The sequence below is a fragment of the Jatrophihabitans sp. GAS493 genome (assembly GCF_900230215.1).
Taxonomy (GTDB): Bacteria; Actinomycetota; Actinomycetes; order Mycobacteriales; family Jatrophihabitantaceae; genus MT45.
In genome coordinates this window covers 206,117-224,706 of the sequence record NZ_LT907982.1, presented here as the reverse complement: position 1 = coordinate 224,706, position 18,590 = coordinate 206,117, and the positions used below count along the sequence as shown (strand labels likewise).

18 protein-coding genes and 1 tRNA gene are annotated in these 18,590 nt (G+C 68.0%); 10 read left to right on the top strand and 9 right to left on the bottom strand.

Features of this window, described 5'->3' with window-relative positions; genetic code table 11:
* Window positions 1-162: 162 nt before the first annotated feature.
* Window positions 163-912 carry a 1-acyl-sn-glycerol-3-phosphate acyltransferase gene (locus CPH63_RS00995; RefSeq protein ID WP_096301174.1) on the bottom strand — a complete coding sequence of 250 codons (750 nt, stop codon included), beginning with the start codon at window positions 910-912 and terminating at the stop codon, window positions 163-165.
* 38 nt (window positions 913-950) lie between these two features.
* Window positions 951-1,298 carry a hypothetical protein gene (locus CPH63_RS00990; RefSeq protein WP_096301173.1) on the bottom strand — a complete coding sequence of 116 codons (348 nt, stop codon included), beginning with the start codon at window positions 1,296-1,298 and terminating at the stop codon, window positions 951-953.
* Between the two features lie 164 nt (window positions 1,299-1,462).
* Here CPH63_RS00990 and CPH63_RS00985 point away from each other — a divergent pair, with 164 nt between their 5' ends.
* The 7 genes from CPH63_RS00985 to CPH63_RS00955 all read left to right on the top strand — a co-directional run bounded on the left by CPH63_RS00985 (window position 1,463) and on the right by CPH63_RS00955 (window position 8,232).
* The gene (locus CPH63_RS00985) at window positions 1,463-2,728 is read left to right on the top strand and encodes a sensor histidine kinase (protein WP_197704514.1); all 1,266 of its coding nucleotides are present in this window, start codon (window positions 1,463-1,465) and stop codon (window positions 2,726-2,728) included.
* 17 nt (window positions 2,729-2,745) lie between these two features.
* Window positions 2,746-3,420, top strand: coding sequence for a response regulator (locus CPH63_RS00980; protein WP_371364813.1), 675 nt, complete (start codon window positions 2,746-2,748; stop codon window positions 3,418-3,420).
* 92 nt (window positions 3,421-3,512) lie between these two features.
* Window positions 3,513-3,585: transfer RNA gene (locus tag CPH63_RS00975), tRNA-Thr, on the top strand.
* Window positions 3,586-3,813: 228 nt separating this feature from the next.
* Complete coding sequence (locus CPH63_RS00970) at window positions 3,814-4,245, top strand: hypothetical protein (protein ID WP_096301171.1); 432 nt, start codon at window positions 3,814-3,816, stop codon at window positions 4,243-4,245.
* Window positions 4,246-4,581: 336 nt separating this feature from the next.
* Entirely contained in the window at window positions 4,582-6,069 is a 1,488-nt protein-coding gene (locus tag CPH63_RS00965; protein ID WP_172892131.1) for a methyl-accepting chemotaxis protein, read from the top strand.
* Between the two features lie 64 nt (window positions 6,070-6,133).
* Window positions 6,134-6,991, top strand: a complete 858-nt coding sequence (locus CPH63_RS00960) for a metallophosphoesterase (RefSeq protein ID WP_096301169.1) — start codon at window positions 6,134-6,136, stop codon at window positions 6,989-6,991.
* 170 nt (window positions 6,992-7,161) lie between these two features.
* Window positions 7,162-8,232: a glycoside hydrolase family 16 protein gene (locus CPH63_RS00955; RefSeq protein ID WP_096301168.1), complete on the top strand. Its 1,071-nt coding sequence runs from the start codon at window positions 7,162-7,164 to the stop codon at window positions 8,230-8,232.
* Between the two features lie 328 nt (window positions 8,233-8,560).
* Here the strand turns inward: CPH63_RS00955 and CPH63_RS00950 are convergent, their stop codons facing one another.
* The 6 genes from CPH63_RS00950 to CPH63_RS00920 all read right to left on the bottom strand — a co-directional run bounded on the left by CPH63_RS00950 (window position 8,561) and on the right by CPH63_RS00920 (window position 14,250).
* Window positions 8,561-9,103, bottom strand: coding sequence for a hypothetical protein (locus CPH63_RS00950; RefSeq protein ID WP_157749186.1), 543 nt, complete (start codon window positions 9,101-9,103; stop codon window positions 8,561-8,563).
* A 109-nt stretch (window positions 9,104-9,212) separates the two neighbouring features.
* Window positions 9,213-9,890 carry a DedA family protein gene (locus CPH63_RS00945; protein WP_096301166.1) on the bottom strand — a complete coding sequence of 226 codons (678 nt, stop codon included), beginning with the start codon at window positions 9,888-9,890 and terminating at the stop codon, window positions 9,213-9,215.
* On the bottom strand, window positions 9,887-10,897 hold the full coding sequence (locus CPH63_RS22675; protein WP_197704513.1) for an MBL fold metallo-hydrolase: 1,011 nt from the start codon (window positions 10,895-10,897) through the stop codon (window positions 9,887-9,889). The genes CPH63_RS00945 and CPH63_RS22675 overlap by 4 nt, the downstream gene beginning before the upstream one ends.
* Window positions 10,894-13,143: an alkaline phosphatase family protein gene (locus tag CPH63_RS00930; RefSeq protein ID WP_096301165.1), complete on the bottom strand. Its 2,250-nt coding sequence runs from the start codon at window positions 13,141-13,143 to the stop codon at window positions 10,894-10,896. The genes CPH63_RS22675 and CPH63_RS00930 overlap by 4 nt, the downstream gene beginning before the upstream one ends.
* Window positions 13,144-13,323: 180 nt before the next feature.
* Window positions 13,324-13,560: a hypothetical protein gene (locus CPH63_RS00925; protein ID WP_096301164.1), complete on the bottom strand. Its 237-nt coding sequence runs from the start codon at window positions 13,558-13,560 to the stop codon at window positions 13,324-13,326.
* Window positions 13,561-13,794: 234 nt separating this feature from the next.
* Window positions 13,795-14,250: a nitroreductase family deazaflavin-dependent oxidoreductase gene (locus CPH63_RS00920; protein WP_096301163.1), complete on the bottom strand. Its 456-nt coding sequence runs from the start codon at window positions 14,248-14,250 to the stop codon at window positions 13,795-13,797.
* Window positions 14,251-14,431: 181 nt separating this feature from the next.
* On the opposite strand from CPH63_RS00920, the gene CPH63_RS00915 reads away from it, so the two are divergent.
* From CPH63_RS00915 to CPH63_RS00905, 3 genes are all read left to right on the top strand, one after another.
* A complete protein-coding gene (locus CPH63_RS00915; protein WP_172892130.1) occupies window positions 14,432-16,069 on the top strand; it encodes an FAD-binding oxidoreductase in 1,638 nt (545 codons plus the stop codon).
* Window positions 16,070-16,157: 88 nt separating this feature from the next.
* Window positions 16,158-16,673, top strand: a complete 516-nt coding sequence (locus CPH63_RS00910) for a DUF664 domain-containing protein (protein ID WP_096301161.1) — start codon at window positions 16,158-16,160, stop codon at window positions 16,671-16,673.
* Window positions 16,674-16,772: 99 nt separating this feature from the next.
* The gene (locus CPH63_RS00905; protein ID WP_096301160.1) at window positions 16,773-17,882 is read left to right on the top strand and encodes a sensor domain-containing diguanylate cyclase; all 1,110 of its coding nucleotides are present in this window, start codon (window positions 16,773-16,775) and stop codon (window positions 17,880-17,882) included.
* 3 nt (window positions 17,883-17,885) lie between these two features.
* Here the strand turns inward: CPH63_RS00905 and CPH63_RS00900 are convergent, their stop codons facing one another.
* Complete coding sequence (locus CPH63_RS00900) at window positions 17,886-18,569, bottom strand: alpha/beta fold hydrolase (protein WP_096301159.1); 684 nt, start codon at window positions 18,567-18,569, stop codon at window positions 17,886-17,888.
* Window positions 18,570-18,590 lie beyond the last annotated feature (21 nt).

Below are 18,590 nucleotides of genomic sequence, written 5' to 3'. Positions count from 1 at the left end.
TGACCGCGCCGGGTACGAGCAACCTCAGCTGGCTGCTTCACGGATTTCCGGATGGCCGACGTCGTTCCGCCCCACCGAACTCAAGGCGGCGTCAGCTAACCGGCATAGCGGTCGGACGTCATCATTCGACAGGAGCGGACGGGTTCCGTCAAGGGTCTGCCGCTAAGAGCTGAAATCGTTATCGGGCAGTTGTTGCGGGGAATTGGTGGACGACTTGGATACCGGGCGGAACGGTTTCGCCGGCGGAGTCTCATTTCGCAGCCGTCCCACCCCTTTGCTAACCGCTGACATGACCTCGATGCCGATCCGCTCCAGCGTCTCGGCATCGGCCGTGGCAGCTCGCCATCGAGCCATGTTCAGCGGTTCTCCGATGTCGACGACCACCGTGCGGCGTCGCCGTCGTTCGCCGGCTCGCCGGGGTTGCGCCCCCCATTGCGAGATCGGCACCACCGGCACGTCGGGCTCCAACAGGCTCAACCGGGCAAGCCCAGTCTTCGGATACATCGGCCATTGCTGCGGATCCTTGGTGGTCGTCCCCTCCGGATAGATCACCACCACCTCGCCCTGCTGCAACGCGGCAACTGCGGCGCCGAGTGAGTTTGCGGCGTCCGTGGAGTGGCGGGTCACCGGGATCTGCTTGGTTTTGCGCATGATGAACCCGAGAACCGGGACATTCCAGAGGCTGCTCTTGGCCATGAAGCGAGGGATCCGGCCGGCGTCCCAGACGAGGCGGGCGATCACGACCGTGTCGATGTGAGAGAGATGATTCACCGCCACAATTACCGGGCCGCGGGGAGGCATGTTCTGCAGATTTCGCCAGCGATGCCGAAAGACCACCGCGTTGATCACACGCAGGATCGCGACGGCGATCCGTCCTACGAATCCGGCGCGGGGGTCGTCGCGGTGGCTCATGCTGCTCCTTCGGCGGCATCTCCGGGGTTCCCTCCAGCCTACGATGCGCGGCGGGCAGCGTCATGCCTGCAGTGCTGTTCGCTCACCGGCACCGGCGGGAGCCTCCGGGTGCCGTTGCGACGTAGGGCGAGTAGTAGTCCGGGGTGGCGGGCGGCCAGTTCGCGACGGGCCTGCTCCAGCTCCTCGGCGTCCAGGAACTGCTCGTCCAGCTGTGCCTGAGCAGCCACATTCCACTGCAATTGTAGGGCGAACAGCAGGCCGTCGCGATCGCCGAAGACGGCTGCGTAGCCCGGACGCCACGGCAATTCACCGTCCAGCCGGAGGTCGAGCTCGCTCTCGATCTCGCGCAGCGCCTGGTAGCGCTGATGGGTCTGTGTCCAGTTCATCGATCTCCGCCTTGCTTCCGGTTCGGTCGGTACTGATCACGCTAGGTGTCGGCCGGCTGCGAATCGTCGTGCTCGGGGACCCAATCGAGGTTGCTACTCAGGTAGTAGTTCGACTGCGACCCTGGGATGGTGACGGCGGTAGCGCAGCTGCCTAGGCTGAAGGCGTGTCCAGCCGAGTGGGGTCCCTGTCGGAGGGGCTGCGAGCCCGATACGAGGCCAAGCGGGAGAGCCACGGCCTCGACTTTCCGCTGTGGATTCCGCTCTGTACCTACGGTTGCGGCATCCTCTTCGCCATCGTCGCGGTTGCTCAGCGCGGCGCCCTCTGGCCACCTACGACTATCGCCCTGGCCGGCCTGGTCGCCATCCTGCCGGGCGTCGCCAACCTGACGCTGCGGTGGTGGGTGCCGTGGTGGCTGACCCTTCCGGTGGTGCTCGTCGGCGTCGGTTGGCTGCTGTCACAACCACTGACGAACTACGGCCCGGCCGACGCGGCGCCGCTGGTGCTGATGGTGGTGGCTGCGGAGTTGACCGCGACTGAGGGTGCGGTGATCGGACTGATCGCGACGGCGGCCAGCATCGCCCTGCTCGTCGCCGCCTCGACGATCGGGACGCTGCCCGGGGTGATTACCTACTGCTGCGGGGTGCTTCTGGGTCTGGACGTGGGCTACATGATGCGCTGGCAGATGCGAGCGCTCACCGCCGAACGGGCCAAGCGGGAGGTTGAGCGCGTGCAGGCCGCGTTGGCTGAACGGCAGCGAATCGCCCGTGAAGTACACGATGTTGTTGCGCATTCGCTCAGCGTCACGCTGCTGCACATCACCGGAGCGCGACACGTGCTGGAGGAGGGGGCGGACGTGGCCGAGGCTCTGGAGGCGCTGGCCGACGCTGAGAAGGTCGGGCGGCAGGCGATGTCCGATATTCGACGCACGGTCAGTGTGCTGGCCACTGAGCCGTCCCAGTTGCAACCGTTGCCAGGCGTTGCCGACATCGACGAACTGGTCGTCGGTTTTAAATCGGCCGGGCTGAAGGTTGCCTACGAAGTGGTCGGCGACGCGACCGCTGTCGCGCCCGCGCTGGGTCTCGGCCTGTATCGAATTGCTCAGGAATCATTGGCGAATGTCGCCAAACATGCACCCGACGAACCGGTTGAGCTGTCACTGGACCTCACCGGCGACGAGGTGCGTCTGCGGGTCTGCAATCGGCTGGCCCGTCCACGTCCGCGGATCAACGGCGGCGGCTCGGGAGTCGCTGGAATGTCGGACCGGGCCAACCAACTAGGTGGCGCGATCCGAATCGGCGAGGAGGGTGACAGCTGGCACGTGGAGCTCACCGTGCCGGCCACCGATTCGCCCGGCGCGCTCGCCAGCCTCAACGGCAAGACCGGTGACCAATGCCCTTGGCACGGCCTGCAATCGCGGCGCCTGCGGTGACGTCGGCCGAGACGGAGTTGGAGGATGGGTCGACGAACGTGCTGCTGGTCGACGACCAGGAGCTGGTGCGGTCGGGGCTGCGTCGCATCCTGCGCCGTCGGGATGGGTTCACCATCGTCGCAGAGTGCTCGGACGGCGATCAGGTGCCGGCCGCCGTGGCCGAACACCGCATCGACGTCATCGTCATGGATCTGCGAATGAAGCACGTGGACGGGATCACGGCCACCCAGCGGCTCTGTGATCAGGGCGCGCATCCGCCGGTACTCACCCTGACCACCTTTGACGACGATGAGATGCTTTCCGGTGCGCTCCGGGCTGGGGCGGCCGGGTTCATCCTGAAGGATTCCCCGGCCGAGGACCTGATCCGTGCCGTGCGGACGGTGGCGGCCGGGGATGCCTGGCTGGATCCTGCCGTCACCGCGCGAGTGCTCAGTGCCTACCGGCGGGCCGCGCCGCCTCGGACGCCGGCGGCGAGCGCGCAACTGACTGCGCGGGAGAACGACGTGCTGCTGGCGATCGGTCAGGGACTGAGCAACAGTGAGATCGCCGACGCCCTGCACATCTCCGAACTCACCGTGAAGAGCCATATCGGACGCATCTTCACCAAGCTCGACCTGCGGGACCGGGCGGCCGCCATCGTCTACGCCTACGACCACGCGATCGTGGGGGCGAAGCGGCCGAACCTCCGGTAGGCCAGCTGGCTGGTGTGTCGGAGCCTCCGGCCCCGACTACGATGATCACTTGGCGCGGGCCGTACCTCCCTGGTGGTACGCCGCTCCGGACTGCCGACGTGGCGCAATTGGTAGCGCACCCGACTTGTAATCGGGCGGTTAGGGGTTCAAGTCCCCTCGTCGGCCCAAATTTCGGGGATTCGGTCCCGACCGTCTGTTCGAGCGCGGAAATCTGCGGAGTGCGGATATCGTGATCAGACTGCTAGCCGCAACCTGCGTCCTGCATGACCGGAGGGTTCCGTCATGCAGAGTTCGGCTGGAGAGGTATCGGAACGGCGGCATATGTTAGATCGACCTCCCGACAGCGTGCTGGTCTGGCATCGAACTCGACACGCGGTTGCCGTGACTGCTGCCGTGAGTGTTGCCCTTCTATCGGCCTGCGCCTCCGGTGAACGTGCTACTCCCTCCGGATCAGCAGCCGCATCCAGACAATCAGACGATTCGAATACGGCGAAGATTCTTCGGCTGGTTGCCGAAGCAGGCGTTGTCAATGGCGACCCCAAGCCAACCGCCATCAGTTGGGCCTATGCCTCGCGAGGCGCCATCGCCAAGACGTTGGAGTTCGGCGTGCCGGACGGTGAAGACGAAATCCAGCAGGTGCTAATCGTCGCGCATGGCAACTTCACCGCTACGGCCGCTCGCTTGCCGCCGGGAGCGACGGCGCCGACTGGCACCGTCATTGAGTTGGTTTACGACACTGCGACCTGGGTGGCCACCGATTTCGGTCTGGCCAAGACTGCGCCTGACTTGTCCGCCCTCGGACAGGTATTCACGCCCAGCGGTTAGGCGACTAAACAGTCGCCGCCGCCGAATCGGGGGGCCTGTGGATCTCGCCAGGCCGCGTTCCGTTCCCGGGGATGCGACGCGCTGCCGGACATGCTCCGGCCCCGCAGAGCACGGCAACGGTTCAAGATCGCCGAGTCCGTCGCACTTTTGGCACACCTGCAGGGATAGTCCCTGCACGTGTGCCAAAAGCGAGACGGGGGTAGGGCGGTCTCCGGGCGCCGAAGCGGGAGGGTCGCTTAGGTGCCGCTCATGTACGCGCTGATCGCGTCGATAGTCCGGTTTGGACCCTCCACCGCGGCGGGCCGAGTGCATGCGCTGGAAAGGCAGTACCCACAAGTGTTGCGAACCATCAAGTTAACGGTCGGGCGCAAGCTCCTGCTGCTCGTTCTCATCGGGCTGGGCACCGCCACCATCGTCGGCTGGGTTGGGTACTCCGGCCAGCACACACTGCACGAGCTGGCCACCCAGAGCCGCACCGAGAACCTGATCCCGGCCCGCACCTTGGGTGACCTACAAGCCGGCGTGGTCGAGGCCCAGTTGGTGCAGGATGGCTATACGCCGAACGTCGAGAAGGCCGCCGCGGCCAAGGTGACCGATGCGATAGCCAAGCTGCAGGCGGCGCACATGAACGGTGGCGAAGGCCCCGAACTCGACTTCGTCCTGACCGCCTGGAACAGCTACGCCAAAGATCCGAACGTCCTCACCTTCGAGATCGTGCAGAGCCGCATCGGCGACCTCTCCGACACCATGCTGGACGACGCGAACGCCGACCAGGCGGCCGCCGACAGCACGTACCACTCGTCGATCACGATGACCTTGGTCGCGATCATTCTCGGCGCGATCCTGCTGGTCGTGGCCGGCTTCCTGATCTCGAAGTCGATCCTCGTCCCGCTGCGTCGGGCCGTGGCCGTCCTAGCGCAGATGGCCCGGCGCGACTACACCGGCGAGGTCGAGGTGACCAGCCACGACGAGCTCGGTGAGCTCAGCGAGGCAGTCAACACCGCCGTCAGCGACGTCCGCAACGTGCTCACCACGGTCGCCGGCCACTCGCAGCAGCTGGCCGGATCAGCCCACTCGCTCACCGAGATCGCCGAGCAGCTCACCGGCAGCTCGGAGCAGACGTCCGGCCAGGCCGGTCACGTGTCGCAGGCACTCAACCAAGTGGACGACAACGTTCAGATGATGGCCGGCGCGGCGACCGAGATGGACGCCTCCGTGCAGGAGATCTCGCGTAGTGCGACCGAGGCGTCGGGTGTTGCCCAGGCCGCGGTTCGTACCGCGCAGTCCACCACCACGACGATCGCCGAACTCGGCGCCTCGTCGGAGGAGGTCGGCACCGTCCTCAAACTCATCCAGACGATCGCCGGCCAGACCAACCTCCTCGCCCTCAACGCCACCATCGAGGCGGCCCGGGCCGGCGAGGCCGGGAAGGGGTTCGCCGTCGTCGCCACCGAGGTCAAGCAGCTAGCCCAGGAGACCGCACGGGCCACCAGCGACATCTCGACCCTGGTCGACACGATCCAGAGCGGCACGACGGCTGCGGTCAGCGCCATCGGCGAGGTGAGCCAGACGATCGGACAGATCAGCGACTACCAGTCGACGATCGCCGCCGCGGTCGCGCAGCAGAGTGCCACCACCGCCGAGATCAGCCGGTCGATCTCGCACATCGCCGAGGGCACCAGCACGGTGAGCGTCAATATGACCGAACTGACCGAGGGAACGACGACCACCGCCACCGCAGCGAGGGCCACCGGAGAGTCGGCCGACCAGTTGGCCGGCCTTGCCGCGGAACTCGACGCCCTCACCCGGCAGTTCCGCATCTGAGCCCCGCGGTCAGCATCTGAGCCCAGCAGCAGCACACGCACAACAGCCAGCTAGCGTTCCGGGGATGACCGGCGCCGCAGCACCCTCCCGCAGCTCTGCTCGAGTGGCCGTCGTCGGCGACATCGGCGGCCAACTCGACGAGCTGCGCGGTGAGCTGCAGCGACTCGGCGCCGACCCCTCGACCGGGCGCCTCCCGGACGAGCTCACGGTCGTCCAGGTCGGTGACCTCATCCACCGCGGCCCTGACTCCGAGGGTGTCCTCGCCCTGGTCGATCGGTACCTCACCGAGCAGCCCGGGCAGTGGATTCAGCTCGTCGGCAATCATGAGGCGCAGTACATCTCGGAGCCCAGCTTCGAGTGGGGTGAGCAGATCAGCGATGACGGCGCCGGGATGCTGCTCGACTGGTGGAGCGAACGGCGGATGCGCCCGGCGATCGCGCTGCACGCCGACGGCGCGGATTGGCTGATCACGCACGCCGGACTCACGGAAGGGTTCTGGGCCGGGGTGCTGCACTCACCGGCCACCGCCCGGGAGGCGGCGTCTGCGATCAACGCGCTGAGTGGCCTGCGCCAGCAGGTGCTCTTCAGCTCCGGTCAGATGCTCGGCGGTGGTCCACCGAACCTCTCGGCCGGGCCGATCTGGGCGGCCGAGGGCGCGGAACTCATCGCGAGCTGGCTCGCCGGGGGAGTACCACTTCCGTTCAGCCAGATCCACGGCCACTCGTCGGTGGTGAACTGGCGACGATCGGAGCTGGAATGCACACTGGAGGTAGGCGCCGTCGTCACCGTCGACCCGGAGGCCGCCCACACCATCGCAACCCTGCCCGGCGGGCACCTGGTCGGCGTCGATCCCGGACACGGTCGGCTCCCGCATCGACCTTGGCAGTCGCTCGTCTTCGAAGACGCGCTGTTACTCGGCTGACGCGGCGGTCGATCGGGCGTCGGCAGCGCAGCCGTGACTTGGTAAATTTCACATAAGGACGGCACCTCTGACGTCGAACGGTGTCGTGGCTACGGCTACCGCGCGCGGCAGACCAGAGGAATCAGCCGGCACATCCGGGGTCTGACCCAACGACGGTGAGGAGCGCACGCATGTCGACGACACGCGACGTCGTGCCCCCACAAGCCGCCCAGCCAAACCCAGCAAACCCAGCAAACCCCGCTGAGACCACCGGTCCGCGCCCCCGAACGCTGCCGCCGCCGGCGATTCGCAATCCGGGCACGACCGCCCACCCGGGTGCCACCGCGTATCCACGTGCCCCGCTCCCGCCGGAGGTGTCGAACCGGTTGCGCACCTCGCCGCCCCGCCGCACCCTCTGGCTGGTCGCCGTGCTCGCGCTGCTGCTGGCGACGCTGGTCATCTCCCGTCAGGTTAACTCCCACCCCGAGCAGGTCATCCGGCTGAGTGACGGGATGCCGGTCGGCAATCTGCCGGGCTGGACACAGGAGTTCACCGAGGACTTCACCAAGCCGGCCCCGCTCGGGACCTTCACCCACACCTACGCGAGTAGCTGGACCGGATACAACGGTGCGAATGACACGTCCAAGCAGGGCACCTACCGACCGGACAAGGTGCTCTCGGTGCAGGACGGCATGCTGGACATGTACCTGCACACCGAGAACGGCGAGCACATGGTCGCCGCGCCGGCACCACTCGTCGGTGGCCGCGTCTCCGGCAAGCGCTTCGGCTCCGGGCCGGGCTCCGACGGCGGCCAGACCTATGGCCGGTACAGCCTGCGGATGAAGGTGGAGCCCACCTACGGCTACAAGATCGCCTTCCTGCTGTGGCCGGACAGCATGCGCTGGCCCGACGACGGCGAGATCGACTTCCCCGAGATGAACCTGGATGGCACCATCAACGCGGGTTCGCTCTTCGCCAAGCCGTCCAGCGTCTCCAACCCCAAGGGCGTCGTCGCCTACGACCGGACCGGGATCTCTCTGGCCGACTGGCACACCATCACCATCGACTGGACTCCGGGGAAGGTCGTCTTCTACGTCGACGACGCGGTCGTCTTCACGAATACCACCCTGGTGCCGCACAAGCCGATGCACTGGGTGCTGCAGGCTGAGACGAACCTCGACGGGGCCGAGCCGCCGAATGACTCTGCGGCCGGGCACATCAGCGTCGACTGGGCGACGGTCTACAAATACACCCCGAAATAGCAGAACGCGGCTCCGAACGCCTGGTCAGGCCCGAAGCCGCGTTGCCGCTGCGTAGCGCACACACCTGGTGACCGGCGACCGAAACCCCCGAATCGGTCCGCCCTCGACGTCCGCTCGGATCCCCCGATCCGCCCCGGACGCCACATCCGGCCGGTTCCCCCGAGCCGATCGGATGCTGAGTCACTCTCTGCTGCGCTGTAGCTGTACCCCCCGGTACCGCGTAGGGACAATGTTTCCTCGGAAACTATTCGACGTCAACTCGAAATCGATATTCGTCGAACTTGCCTCTCCGACTGGGTGGACGGGCGCCGCAGGCGGGCGAGAACCGTCAGGCGGCTCGGGAGCAGAAAGCGAGCTGAATCATCTCGTCGCGCATCGTCTCGGCCGACTGGGCGGGGTCGCCGAAGGTGTCTCGGTCGGTGCGCAGCAGTGCGTGCGCCGCAGTGTCGGCGAAGCGGGCCGTCATCAAGTCGATCTCGGTGACTCCGGAGACGAGTGGACGCAGGTCGATCTCGGCGTCGATCCGGGGCGTCAGCGCCGCTTGGGCCAGCTGCGTGGCGAAGATCCGGTAACCGGCTTCGAAAGGGCGTTCGCGAGCATCGTCGTCGACGTAGGCAAACATCAGCGTGGTGGCCGCGTCCAGCAACTCGCGCCGGGCGTGCAGATCCTGATGGGCCCACCAGATGAGGCTGATGGCATAGACCGTGGCTGACTCCGCGAGCTCATCCGGCTTGGGTATCTGACGGGCGAACTCGAGATCGGTCTGGTCGGCCGGGCTGGATCGGGTGCTGGCCCGCGCGGAGAAGGCATGAACCGCGGCTCCGATCAGGGAGCGTTCGGCCAGTTCAGGGGTGACGACGGGAACGATCATGAGCACCTCGCGCGCGTGGACATGCCGACTGGGGAGAAGCCGTGACGGCAGTCCGGACCGCGCTGTCGAGAGAACTCGCCACGTTCGAACAGTTGTGATGCTATCGCTTTTATCGGCAGGTTTCCGGTGAGCTTGAACGCTGCGCCGGTGCGTCGGCCTGACGCATCCGATATCTGGCCCATTGACTGCTCAACAGGCTCACCAGCAGGACGAGCCCGATTGCGGCCAGCGCCGCCTGCCACGGTTCGGGGAAGGCCACCCGCCCGAGGAGGCCGATCGTGGCGTACAGCAGGGCCCAGATCAGGGCGGCTCCGAGGTCGGCCAGGGCGAAGCGACGCAGCGAGTATCCGCCGACGGAGGCCGCGATCAGCACGGGGATACGCCCGCCCGGCACCAACCGGGACAGCAGTAGGGTGCGCACTTCGTGGGTGTCGATCTGGCGACGAAACCGGGCCAGCGTCGCCGTTCGCTGCTCGGGCTCCAGCCGCCGGCGGGCCCACTCCGGGACATAGCGCGGTCTCCACCAGCGCCGGTTCTGATCGTGATGGCCATGAGTTGAGATCGTTCTGGCCGCGGCTCGCAGGGCGGCGTAGGTGAGGATGTCGCCGACGTAGGCTCCGGCCGCCCCGACCAGGATGACCAGGAAAAACAAGGGAATATGATCCCGCTCGGCCACGGCGGCGGCCACGCTCACCGCAGCCCCGGTGGGTAGCACCGGCACGACGGCACCGAACGCGACGACCCCGAAGAGCCCGATCAGGTAACCCGGACCGAACGCACTGTTCATCGGTGCGTTGGCAGATCGACGCGCTGGCCGAGAGCGAGCAGATGGGCCCGCGTCTGTGGCTGGTCGGCGGCCAGCGCCGTGACGAACCGGGTCCCCGGCTCCTGGCAGAGGCGGCGGAAGCTCGTCGGATGCGCGCGTCGTAACCCGGTCGGCCAGTAGGTGCCGAAGTGGATCGGGACTGCGTCACTGGCGCCGACCCGCCGGACGGCCTCACAGGCCTGCGCCGGGTCGAGGTGCATGTCGCCCAGGGTCGGTCCCCAACCGCCGACCGGCACCACGGCCACCTGCACCGGACCGATCTCCCGCATCCCGTCGAAGAGCCCGGTATCCCCAGCGAACCAAACCCGGGCGCTCGCTCGTTCCTCGCTGCGATCCTCGCTGCGATCCTCACGAACGGTTGACTGGTCTTCGCTGGCGCTCATCCGGGCGTTCGCTCCGGTCCTCGCTCGTTCCTCGCTGCGATCCTCACGAACGGTGCTTTGGTCTTCGCTGGCGCTCATCCGGGCGTTCGCTCCGGTCCTCGCTCGTTCCTCGCTGCGATCCTCACGAACGCTGAACCGGTAGCCGAGGGTGGTGGCCCGAAAGCGTGACCCGGGCGCCCGTCGACCGTCGTGGGCGGCCGGAACCGCCTCGATGCGCACCAGGCCGACGTCGACGCTGTCGCCCACCTCGATCTCCTCGAAGCGGTCGGCCAGCTGCGGCTGAGTTCCAGCCACGGCCGCGGCGGCGCCACGGGGGGCGATTATTCGGGTGCTCGCCGGCAGGACGGCCAGCGAAGGAATATGCAGGTGATCACGGTGCAGATGCGAGATGACCACGACATCGGCCCGGTGCGCCTGGGCACCCGGCGCGGGGCCGCCGACCCGGCGCAGATGGGCCAGCCGAGTGGCGAAGAGGGGATCGGTGAGTACCCGGCAGCCGGCCAACTCGATCGTCGTCGTCGCATGCCCCCACCAGCTCACCGAAACCTCGTCGCCGGGGGGCCGCTGCGGCGCGCTGCTACTCATCGCGACGCGATCTCACTCCGCGACGCGATCTCACTCCGCGGCGCGAACGTATTCGCGGCGTCGTCGCCACTGCGCGGGACGTGGGCCAGTAGCGCCTCGTACACCTGGCGTCCACTGAGGGCGGCGTCGAGCGGAAGATCCCAATCGCTGGGATGAATGAAGACCGCCTCGGTCTGCCCGCCGCCGAGCCCTCCGTGCGAGCCGACCAGCTCCTCGAAGGCGACGACCTCGCCGGTCGACGGATCAAAGCGGCCGAGCAGAACGAGATCCCCGACATGCTCCCGCGCGAAGAGCGCGACCACATCGGCGGCGGCCGACGGGCCGTAGACGCTGAGCGGATCATCGCCGTCGCCACCACTCGTCGTGGCGTCGGAGTGCACGCGGCGCCACCCTCCTGCGCCCAGGGCCAGGACGTCGGTGTCATCGGGCGCGCTGCTCGGACGCAGCAGCACGACGCCGATCTGTGGGCACTGGGCCAGGCCGTCGACGAGGCGTGGGTAGCGCCCGTGGATCTCCTCACTCGACGCGATTCCCGGGTGATCGGCCAGGTACAAGTGGGCCAGGCTCCCGCTGGCCGCCACCACGACTCCCGTCGGCGCAGCCGCCTCGCCGCGGTCGGACTCGGACTTCGCCGACTTGGCAGCCTTTCCCTCGCCGAGGGTGACCTGGTTGTCGGCCCGGCTGACAGCGCCGTCGGGTGAGTCGGCCGCCGTGGCCGAACTCGCCGACGATCGGCTGACCGCCCTTCCGGCCATGCTCGAGGAGCGGGCGACCCCGGTGAGTAAGAGGTTGGCCGGACCCCAGCGCTCAGCCGGGGCGGAGTCCGCGCCGACCGCGTCGGCCTCCTGGGTCTCGATTTCGGGCGAGTCGCAGAGGGCGTCCACCAGCCCATGCAGCGGGCCGCCGCTCAACTGGTCGAAGGTGGCGCCCTGAGCCTGACCGTGGTCGGAGACGACGACCAGGCTGTACTCATGCCCGGTCGCGACCACCACGTCGGCGAAGAAGCGCAGCAGCCGGTCGAGCCCGTCGAGGATGCGAATCGACTCCGGACGGCTGGGGCCGGCGTGGTGAGCCACCTCGTCGTAGTCGAGGAAGTCGACATAGATGGCGGGCGCCCCGCGGGCGATCTGCTCGGTCACCAATGCGACGTTCAAATCCCGAAGCAGGGCGGTGGTGACCGCCCGCAGTAACGCGAAGAGCCAACCGCGTCGCACGCGGGGTTCGACGCGGCGGCGGCGCTGGCGTCGTCCCTGGTAGATCTCGGTGATCACCACGCCGACGAAGACGACCATCGAGTGCAGTAGGCCGCCCGCGGTCGTGGCGAATGAAGCGAATCCTCGTGTGGTACGGGGTGGCAGCCGGGCGTCGCTCATCGTCAGCAGCGTCGTCGCCGCGCCACCCGAGAAGAGGTTGGAGATACTCACCCCGCCGTCGGCCAGCAGCCCCTGACCGTGATTGAGGCGCAGCTCGAGCTCGGCCGCGTCGCGCGGATGGTTGGCCACCATCAGCCGCGCGGACTGCTTCTCATACCAGCGAAACGACGGGATCTGGGTGGTGTCGCCGTAGAGCAGCACCGACTGCCCGGCCGGCGTGGTGGCCGGCAGCCCGGTGTGCCACCCGCGCAGGGTGTGCGTGCCGCCGCGCAGCCAGGTGGAGAGCGTCGGCATGGCGCCTGCGGTCATGGCCTGCCGCAGCACAGTCTCACCGACGCCGTCGAGCTGGATGATGAGGGTGCCGTGTCCGGCCAGATTGCCCGCACGGCGCTGCCGACGGGCGACCCGCACGGCCCTTCCGAGGAGTTGGGCCAGGAAGGAGTCCTCACTGCCGGCGTCGAAGAGCCAGTTCACCAGCGCGGCGACGATCGCCGCGCTCCAGGAGACGAGGATGACCTGGGCGGTGCTGGCGAGTTCGATATCGGGTGAGATGGCGATCGCGACGCCGAGAATGATGGCCTGGCTGAGAATGCCGACGAGCAGCAATCCGAAGGAGCCCAGGAGCACGGCCAGCGCGAGCAGCAGCGGCCGCAGCAGTAGCCCGATGGTGGCCACCAGAACGACCAGCACCAGTACCGGAATTGGGCCGGATGACTGCTCGCCGGGGAGGATGTAGAGCGCGATCCCGAGGGCGATGTAGGAGGTGATCGTCGATCGCAGCAACGCCCGCAGTTGAGTGCCGGTCGGCCGCCAGGTGCGGGCGAGTCGTCCGCCGACTACGACCCGGTGACGTAGTGAACCGGCGGAGGTCATCTGCAGATCCTAGTTGGCCGCCGGGCGGCTGGGAACGCAACTAAGCCGGGGCGGATTCAGCTCGATCGAGCGTGAACGACCCCGGCTCTGCGGTGACGCATATGCAGCAGTGAAGCGGTGTGGTTGAAGCTGGTGCGGGCGCTGCCCGCTAGCGCGGATGGTTGATCAGCCGGAGGCTGATCAGCAAGCCGGGCGAAGCTGCTCGTCCAGCTGGGCGAGCTGGCGGCGGGCCGCGTTGTGGGCCAGGATCGCCTCGTGCAGCCGGTCACAGGCTGCGGTGATCCAGGCGTCGACGCCGCTCTGACGGGCTTCGTGCAGGGCAACTTCGGCTTGGTACATGCGCTTCTCGGCGTCGCTCAGTCGGACTGCCGCGGGTAGGTAGTCGGCCTCGGCGATGACGTGGGGTGTGGTCATCATGGCTCCTCATTCAGATCGTCTGCGTACTTGCTCTAATCGGCTCTGGTGGGTTGCACCTGAGATCTGCCGGAGCCTGCGCGTCGGTGGAGCGAAGACCCTGACACCGTGACTAACGACCGTGACCCGCGTGAGGTACGCGCGAGTTTTACCGTCAACTAAGCAGATGCTCAGGTGACTGAATTGATACATCCGACGAGGCGCGATCTGCCCGGACGATCGAGCGGCGACCCAGCTCTAGGCGGCCTGAGCGATCCGGAAGACGGGAAATCCGGGGGCCACTTCGCTGAGCTTCTCCTCCGGTGAATCGGCGTCGAGGCCCTCGAAGAACATGCCGACCTCCCACTTCCACGCCCGCAGGTATTCGCGCAGCACCGGTGCCTTGACGTCGTCGCTGAGCTCGTCGGCGACGAAAGGTTCGACCCGGCGCCCGATCTTGAGCTCACCCCCGCCGGCTGCCCGCAGGTTGCGCACCCACTGGGTGGTGCCACGCGGAGCGACCAGGTAGCGCTGGCCGTCGATGGTGAGCAGGTTGACCGGCGTCGAGCGCCACTCGCCGCTCTTGCGCCCGCGTACCCGCAGTTCACGTGAGCCCTTCAGGCTGACCCCGAAGCGGCCCATCCGGCGGACGGCCCGGTTGAAGATGTTGCGGGTGAACCAGCCGGGTTCGAGGTAGCGCTGCTCACTGGACATGTTGGCCTCCTGGGCGATTGCGAGAGCACTGCTCTCTGTTGTGTGGCAATCATGCACCTCCCGTCTCGCGCCTGTCAAGAGCACTGCTCTCGTTTGTGACGATCGCTCTCAATTCGATCCGGCCGCCGCCGGGTTCGGAATGTTGCGCGCGATACCGCCTGGAATTCGCGATGATCTCTGGGTGACCCCTGCACCGGCCGCCGACCGGCCGCCATCGCCAGCGGTCCCGAGGCGCGACGTGCTGCGTTTCGGGGGTGCCACGCTGCTCGCCGGTGCGCTCGCGGCCTGTACCCGGGGAAGCGAATTGACGCCCAGCTCCTCAGCTGCCCCGACCACCTCCGTGGCATCGGCCAGCTCGGCCGCCCCAACCACTGAGACTGCTGCCGCGTCCAGTAGCTCGGCCCCCACCTTCAGCTCGCTTTCCCAGCAAATATCGGGTGGTCTGCTCCAACCTGGTGATCGCGGCTACCGTCCGGAGAGCCTGCTCTACAACCCCCGTTTCGCCCAGCAGCGGCCGCCGCAGGCGATCGCCATGTGCCGCTCCAGTGTGGACGTGCAGGCCTGCGTGCGCTTCTGCGCCGACAGCGGCATCCCGCTCCGGATCCGCAACGGCGGCCACTCCTACGGCGGCTGGTCATCCGGGCCCGGCTTGGTGGCCAACCTCGCTGAGCTGAACGCGCTGGACGTCGACACCGCGAAGATGACGGCCAAGGTCGGTGCCGGTGCCCTGCTGGCCGACGTCTACACCGAGTTGGACGCCAAGGGCGTCTCGATCGGGGCCGGCTCCTGCCCGACGGTCGGGATCACCGGGCTGACCCTCGGCGGTGGCGTCGGCGTCCTCACCGGTGCCTACGGGTTGGCCTGTGACCAGCTGGCCGCCGTCGACCTGATCACCGCGGACGGACGGCTGCAGACCGTCAGTGCCACCACCCAGCCTGATCTCTTCTGGGCCCTGCGCGGGGGAGGGGGCGGGAGCTTCGGCGCGGTCACCGCGCTGACCTTCCGGGTGCGGCCGGCCCCGACGATCGGTACCTACTACCTGCAGTGGCCGTGGCGGTCAGCCGCCGCCGTCCTCACCGCGTGGCAGCACTGGATCGGTGGCACCGCCCGCGAGCTCTGGTCCACCTGCAAGCTGCTGGTCGAACCCGGCCGCGGGCAGCGGGTCGTCATCGCCGGAACCTGGCTCGGGACGAAGGTCGGGCTCGATGCCCAGTTGCAGCCGTTGCTCGGTGCGCTCCCGCCACCAGTCACGAACACCCGCACCAGTGCCGGCTACGCAGCGACGATGCTGAGCGAGGCCGGCTGCTCGCCCCGGGCCAGCGCCGCGACCTGCATCGCCGGCTCGCTCACGCCGGCCAGACGGCAGCCTTTCTCCGCCACCTCCTCGATCCTGCGCCAGCCGCTGCCCGCCGCCGGTGTGGCGGCCATCGTCGCCGCCACCGCCGCCGGTTCCGGTGTCCCGGGAATGGTCGAGGGCGGTGTCTCCTTCGATTCCCTCGGCGGCGCGGTCGACGACCTAGCCCCGACGGCGACGGCCTTCCCCTGGCGGGGCTGCCTCGCTGATCTGCAGTACACCGCAACCTGGTCGGCCACGCGGGCCGCGGCCAACCCCGCTCCCTACGATGCCTACGTGCAGCGGCTACGCCGATCGCTGACCCCGTGGTTGGGCGGCTCGGCCTACCTGAACTACGCCGACCCGACGATAACCGCCTACCCAGCCGCGTATTGGGACGGGAACCTGCCCCGCCTGCAGCAGGTCAAGCGGGCGCACGACCCGCACAATCTCTTCTCGTTCCCGCAATCGGTCCCGCTGCGCTGAGCACGTCGGGCGGCGGCTGCGACTTACCCGGTACCGCTGTGAGCAGAATTGCCACGCATCGGCGGCGAAATGGCACTAACTTGGTGTTATGACCAGTGCCGAGCTGCTCTCTGATGCCTTCGATCGGATCCACCACATCGTCAACGGCGTGCTGGATGACCTGACCCCGGATGAGCTCACCTACCGCATCGACGATCACGCGAACTCGATCGCCTGGCTGGTCTGGCACCTGTCTCGTGTGCAGGATGATCACGTCGCGGATGTCGCCCGCTGTGAGCAGCGCTGGTTCGCCGGCGGCTGGGCCCAGCGGTTCGACCTCCCCTTCGATCAGGCAGCCACCGGCTACGCCCAGCGCGTCGAGGAGGTGCCGCAGGTGCAGGTCTCGGCCGAGTTGCTGCGCGGTTACCTGGGCGAGGTGCACCAGCAGGCCGTCGATTTCGTGAAGACCCTCACCGACGCCGACCTGGACCGGATCGTCGACACGTCCTGGGACCCACCGGTGACGTTGGGCGTGCGGATGATCAGCGTCATCTCCGACTCGCTTCAGCACGCCGGGCAGGCGGCCTACGTGCGGGGCATCGCCCAGCGCCGCCCCACCGCCTGAGATTCGCCCGGAATTCGGCGGGAAATTCGGCGGGAAATTCGGCGGGAAATTCGGCGGGAGAGCGCTAAGCAACTCCGAACGCCTGCCGATCAGGCGATCATGACGGCATTGGCTCAGGCGGACCCCGACGACTCCACCGGTCCGGCGCTGCCGGTTGCCGCGCTGCCGGTTGCCTCGCTTCCGGTTGCCTCGCTTCCGGTTGCCTCGCTTCCGGTAGCGAAGGAGACCGCCCGCCTCTCGGCCCTGCATCGCCTGGACGCGCTCGACCAACCGCGCAGTCGCGAGCTGAACGCGCTGGCCCGCCTGGCCGCCTACGTCTGCGGCACGCCGACCGCCGCGGTGAACCTCATCGACGCCGACCGCCAGTGGTCGGCTGCGGCCTACGGTTACGACCCGGCCGAGGTGGCCCGCACCGACTCGATGTGCGCGACCAGCATCCTCACCCTGGACGTCAGCTACACCAAGGACGCCACCCGCGACGCGCGCTGGTCACAGAACCCGCACGTCACCGGGGAGTTCGATCGCATCCGCCTCTACGCCGCCGCCCCGCTGATCCTCACCGGGGGCGAGGTGGCCGGCACGATCTGCGCCTTCAGTGACGAGGAGCTCGAGCTCAGCCGGGTCCAGCTGGAGCGGCTGCGTGACATCGCCGAGCATGTCGCCCTGCTGCTGGAGCTGCGCAACGAGACGAAGCGGCTGGGGCATGCGGCCACTCGCGACGTGATGACCGGCCTGCCGAACCGGGTGCTCTTCGAAGAGTCACTGCGATTGGCGATGGCCAAGCACCAGCGTGGAGAGGCGGCCCCGGCGGTCATCTTCCTCGACCTGGACGGGTTCAAGTCGATCAACGACACCTACGGCCACGCCGTCGGCGACGAGCTGCTGCGAGCCTTCTGTGACCGCACGCTGGAGATGCTGCGCGCCTCCGACCTGCTCGCCCGGTTGGCCGGCGACGAGCTGGTCATCCTCTGCGGCGAGCCCACCGGCGAGGAGGGCAGCGGCGTCGACGGCCTGGTCAGCCGCCTGCGCGAGGCGTTCCAAGTCCCCTACGACCTCTCCTGCGGGCCGCTGAAGATCGGCGCCTCCATCGGCGTGGCGATCGCCGAGGTTGGTTCGGATGCGCCGGAGTTCCTGGTGGCCCGGGCTGACAACGCGATGTACCTGGACAAGCGTTCGCGCAAAGAGCGGGCCACTGCTTCGCAGGCGTGACGCTCAGCCGCCGAGCTGCAGCAACCGATCGGTGATCGGGTCGGGGTAACTCAGCGCGGCCAGATGCCCGCCCGGCACCACCTCCGCCGTCACGCCGAGACGATCCAGGGCGACGTCGCGCTGGAACTGGACCGGGAAGAGACGATCGTCGCGCGCGGCCAGCACGTAGGTCGGGATCCGCGGCCACTTACTGAGCGGGAAAGCGGTTGCGAAGACCGCATCCGACTCCGGAGAGTTGTGATTGGCCGACTCGGCCAGCAGCTGCGGCGGAAGGTCGTGCAGGAAGTAGGTCGCGTCGTCGAAGCCGGCATCCGGATCGCGACCCTCGGCCAGATCATTGGCGCGCATCGCCGCGGGCTGGCCGGTGCCCCCCCACCACTGCCCGGGTGTCTCGCCGGGGAGCGGGATCATCGCGTTCAACAGCACGATGCTCCGCGCGCCGAGGCGTTCAGCGACCAGCGGCGCCGTGAAACCGCCGAGCGACTGGGCGACCAGCACCAGCTCGCTGCCGTCACCCTCGGCGGCGACGGCATTCACCACGGTCTCGGTGTATTCAGGCAACCCGGCACTCTCGTCGGCCGCTGGGAGTTCGACGGCGACGGCGCACTCCCCGGCGGCCTGCAGGCGCTGCTGGACGGCGTGCCAGAACCAGGCGCTGCCACCAGCTCCTGGGATCAGGGCGAACATTCCCCGATCGTATCCAGGCCA

What these genes read in the sequence shown, in the direction of transcription:
- CPH63_RS00955 (WP_096301168.1), top strand. Translation starts at nt 7,162, where the DNA reads ATGTCGACGACACGCGACGTCGTGCCCCCACAAGCCGCCCAGCCAAAC.
- CPH63_RS00945 (WP_096301166.1), bottom strand. Translation starts at nt 9,890, where the DNA reads ATGAACAGTGCGTTCGGTCCGGGTTACCTGATCGGGCTCTTCGGGGTC.
- CPH63_RS00990 (WP_096301173.1), bottom strand. Translation starts at nt 1,298, where the DNA reads ATGAACTGGACACAGACCCATCAGCGCTACCAGGCGCTGCGCGAGATC.
- CPH63_RS00920 (WP_096301163.1), bottom strand. Translation starts at nt 14,250, where the DNA reads ATGTCCAGTGAGCAGCGCTACCTCGAACCCGGCTGGTTCACCCGCAAC.
- CPH63_RS00910 (WP_096301161.1), top strand. Translation starts at nt 16,158, where the DNA reads ATGACCAGTGCCGAGCTGCTCTCTGATGCCTTCGATCGGATCCACCAC.
- CPH63_RS00950 (WP_157749186.1), bottom strand. Translation starts at nt 9,103, where the DNA reads ATGATCGTTCCCGTCGTCACCCCTGAACTGGCCGAACGCTCCCTGATC.
- CPH63_RS22675 (WP_197704513.1), bottom strand. Translation starts at nt 10,897, where the DNA reads ATGAGTAGCAGCGCGCCGCAGCGGCCCCCCGGCGACGAGGTTTCGGTG.
- CPH63_RS00930 (WP_096301165.1), bottom strand. Translation starts at nt 13,143, where the DNA reads ATGACCTCCGCCGGTTCACTACGTCACCGGGTCGTAGTCGGCGGACGA.
- CPH63_RS00905 (WP_096301160.1), top strand. Translation starts at nt 16,773, where the DNA reads ATGACGGCATTGGCTCAGGCGGACCCCGACGACTCCACCGGTCCGGCG.
- CPH63_RS00925 (WP_096301164.1), bottom strand. Translation starts at nt 13,560, where the DNA reads ATGATGACCACACCCCACGTCATCGCCGAGGCCGACTACCTACCCGCG.
- CPH63_RS00995 (WP_096301174.1), bottom strand. Translation starts at nt 912, where the DNA reads ATGAGCCACCGCGACGACCCCCGCGCCGGATTCGTAGGACGGATCGCC.
- CPH63_RS00960 (WP_096301169.1), top strand. Translation starts at nt 6,134, where the DNA reads ATGACCGGCGCCGCAGCACCCTCCCGCAGCTCTGCTCGAGTGGCCGTC.
- CPH63_RS00900 (WP_096301159.1), bottom strand. Translation starts at nt 18,569, where the DNA reads ATGTTCGCCCTGATCCCAGGAGCTGGTGGCAGCGCCTGGTTCTGGCAC.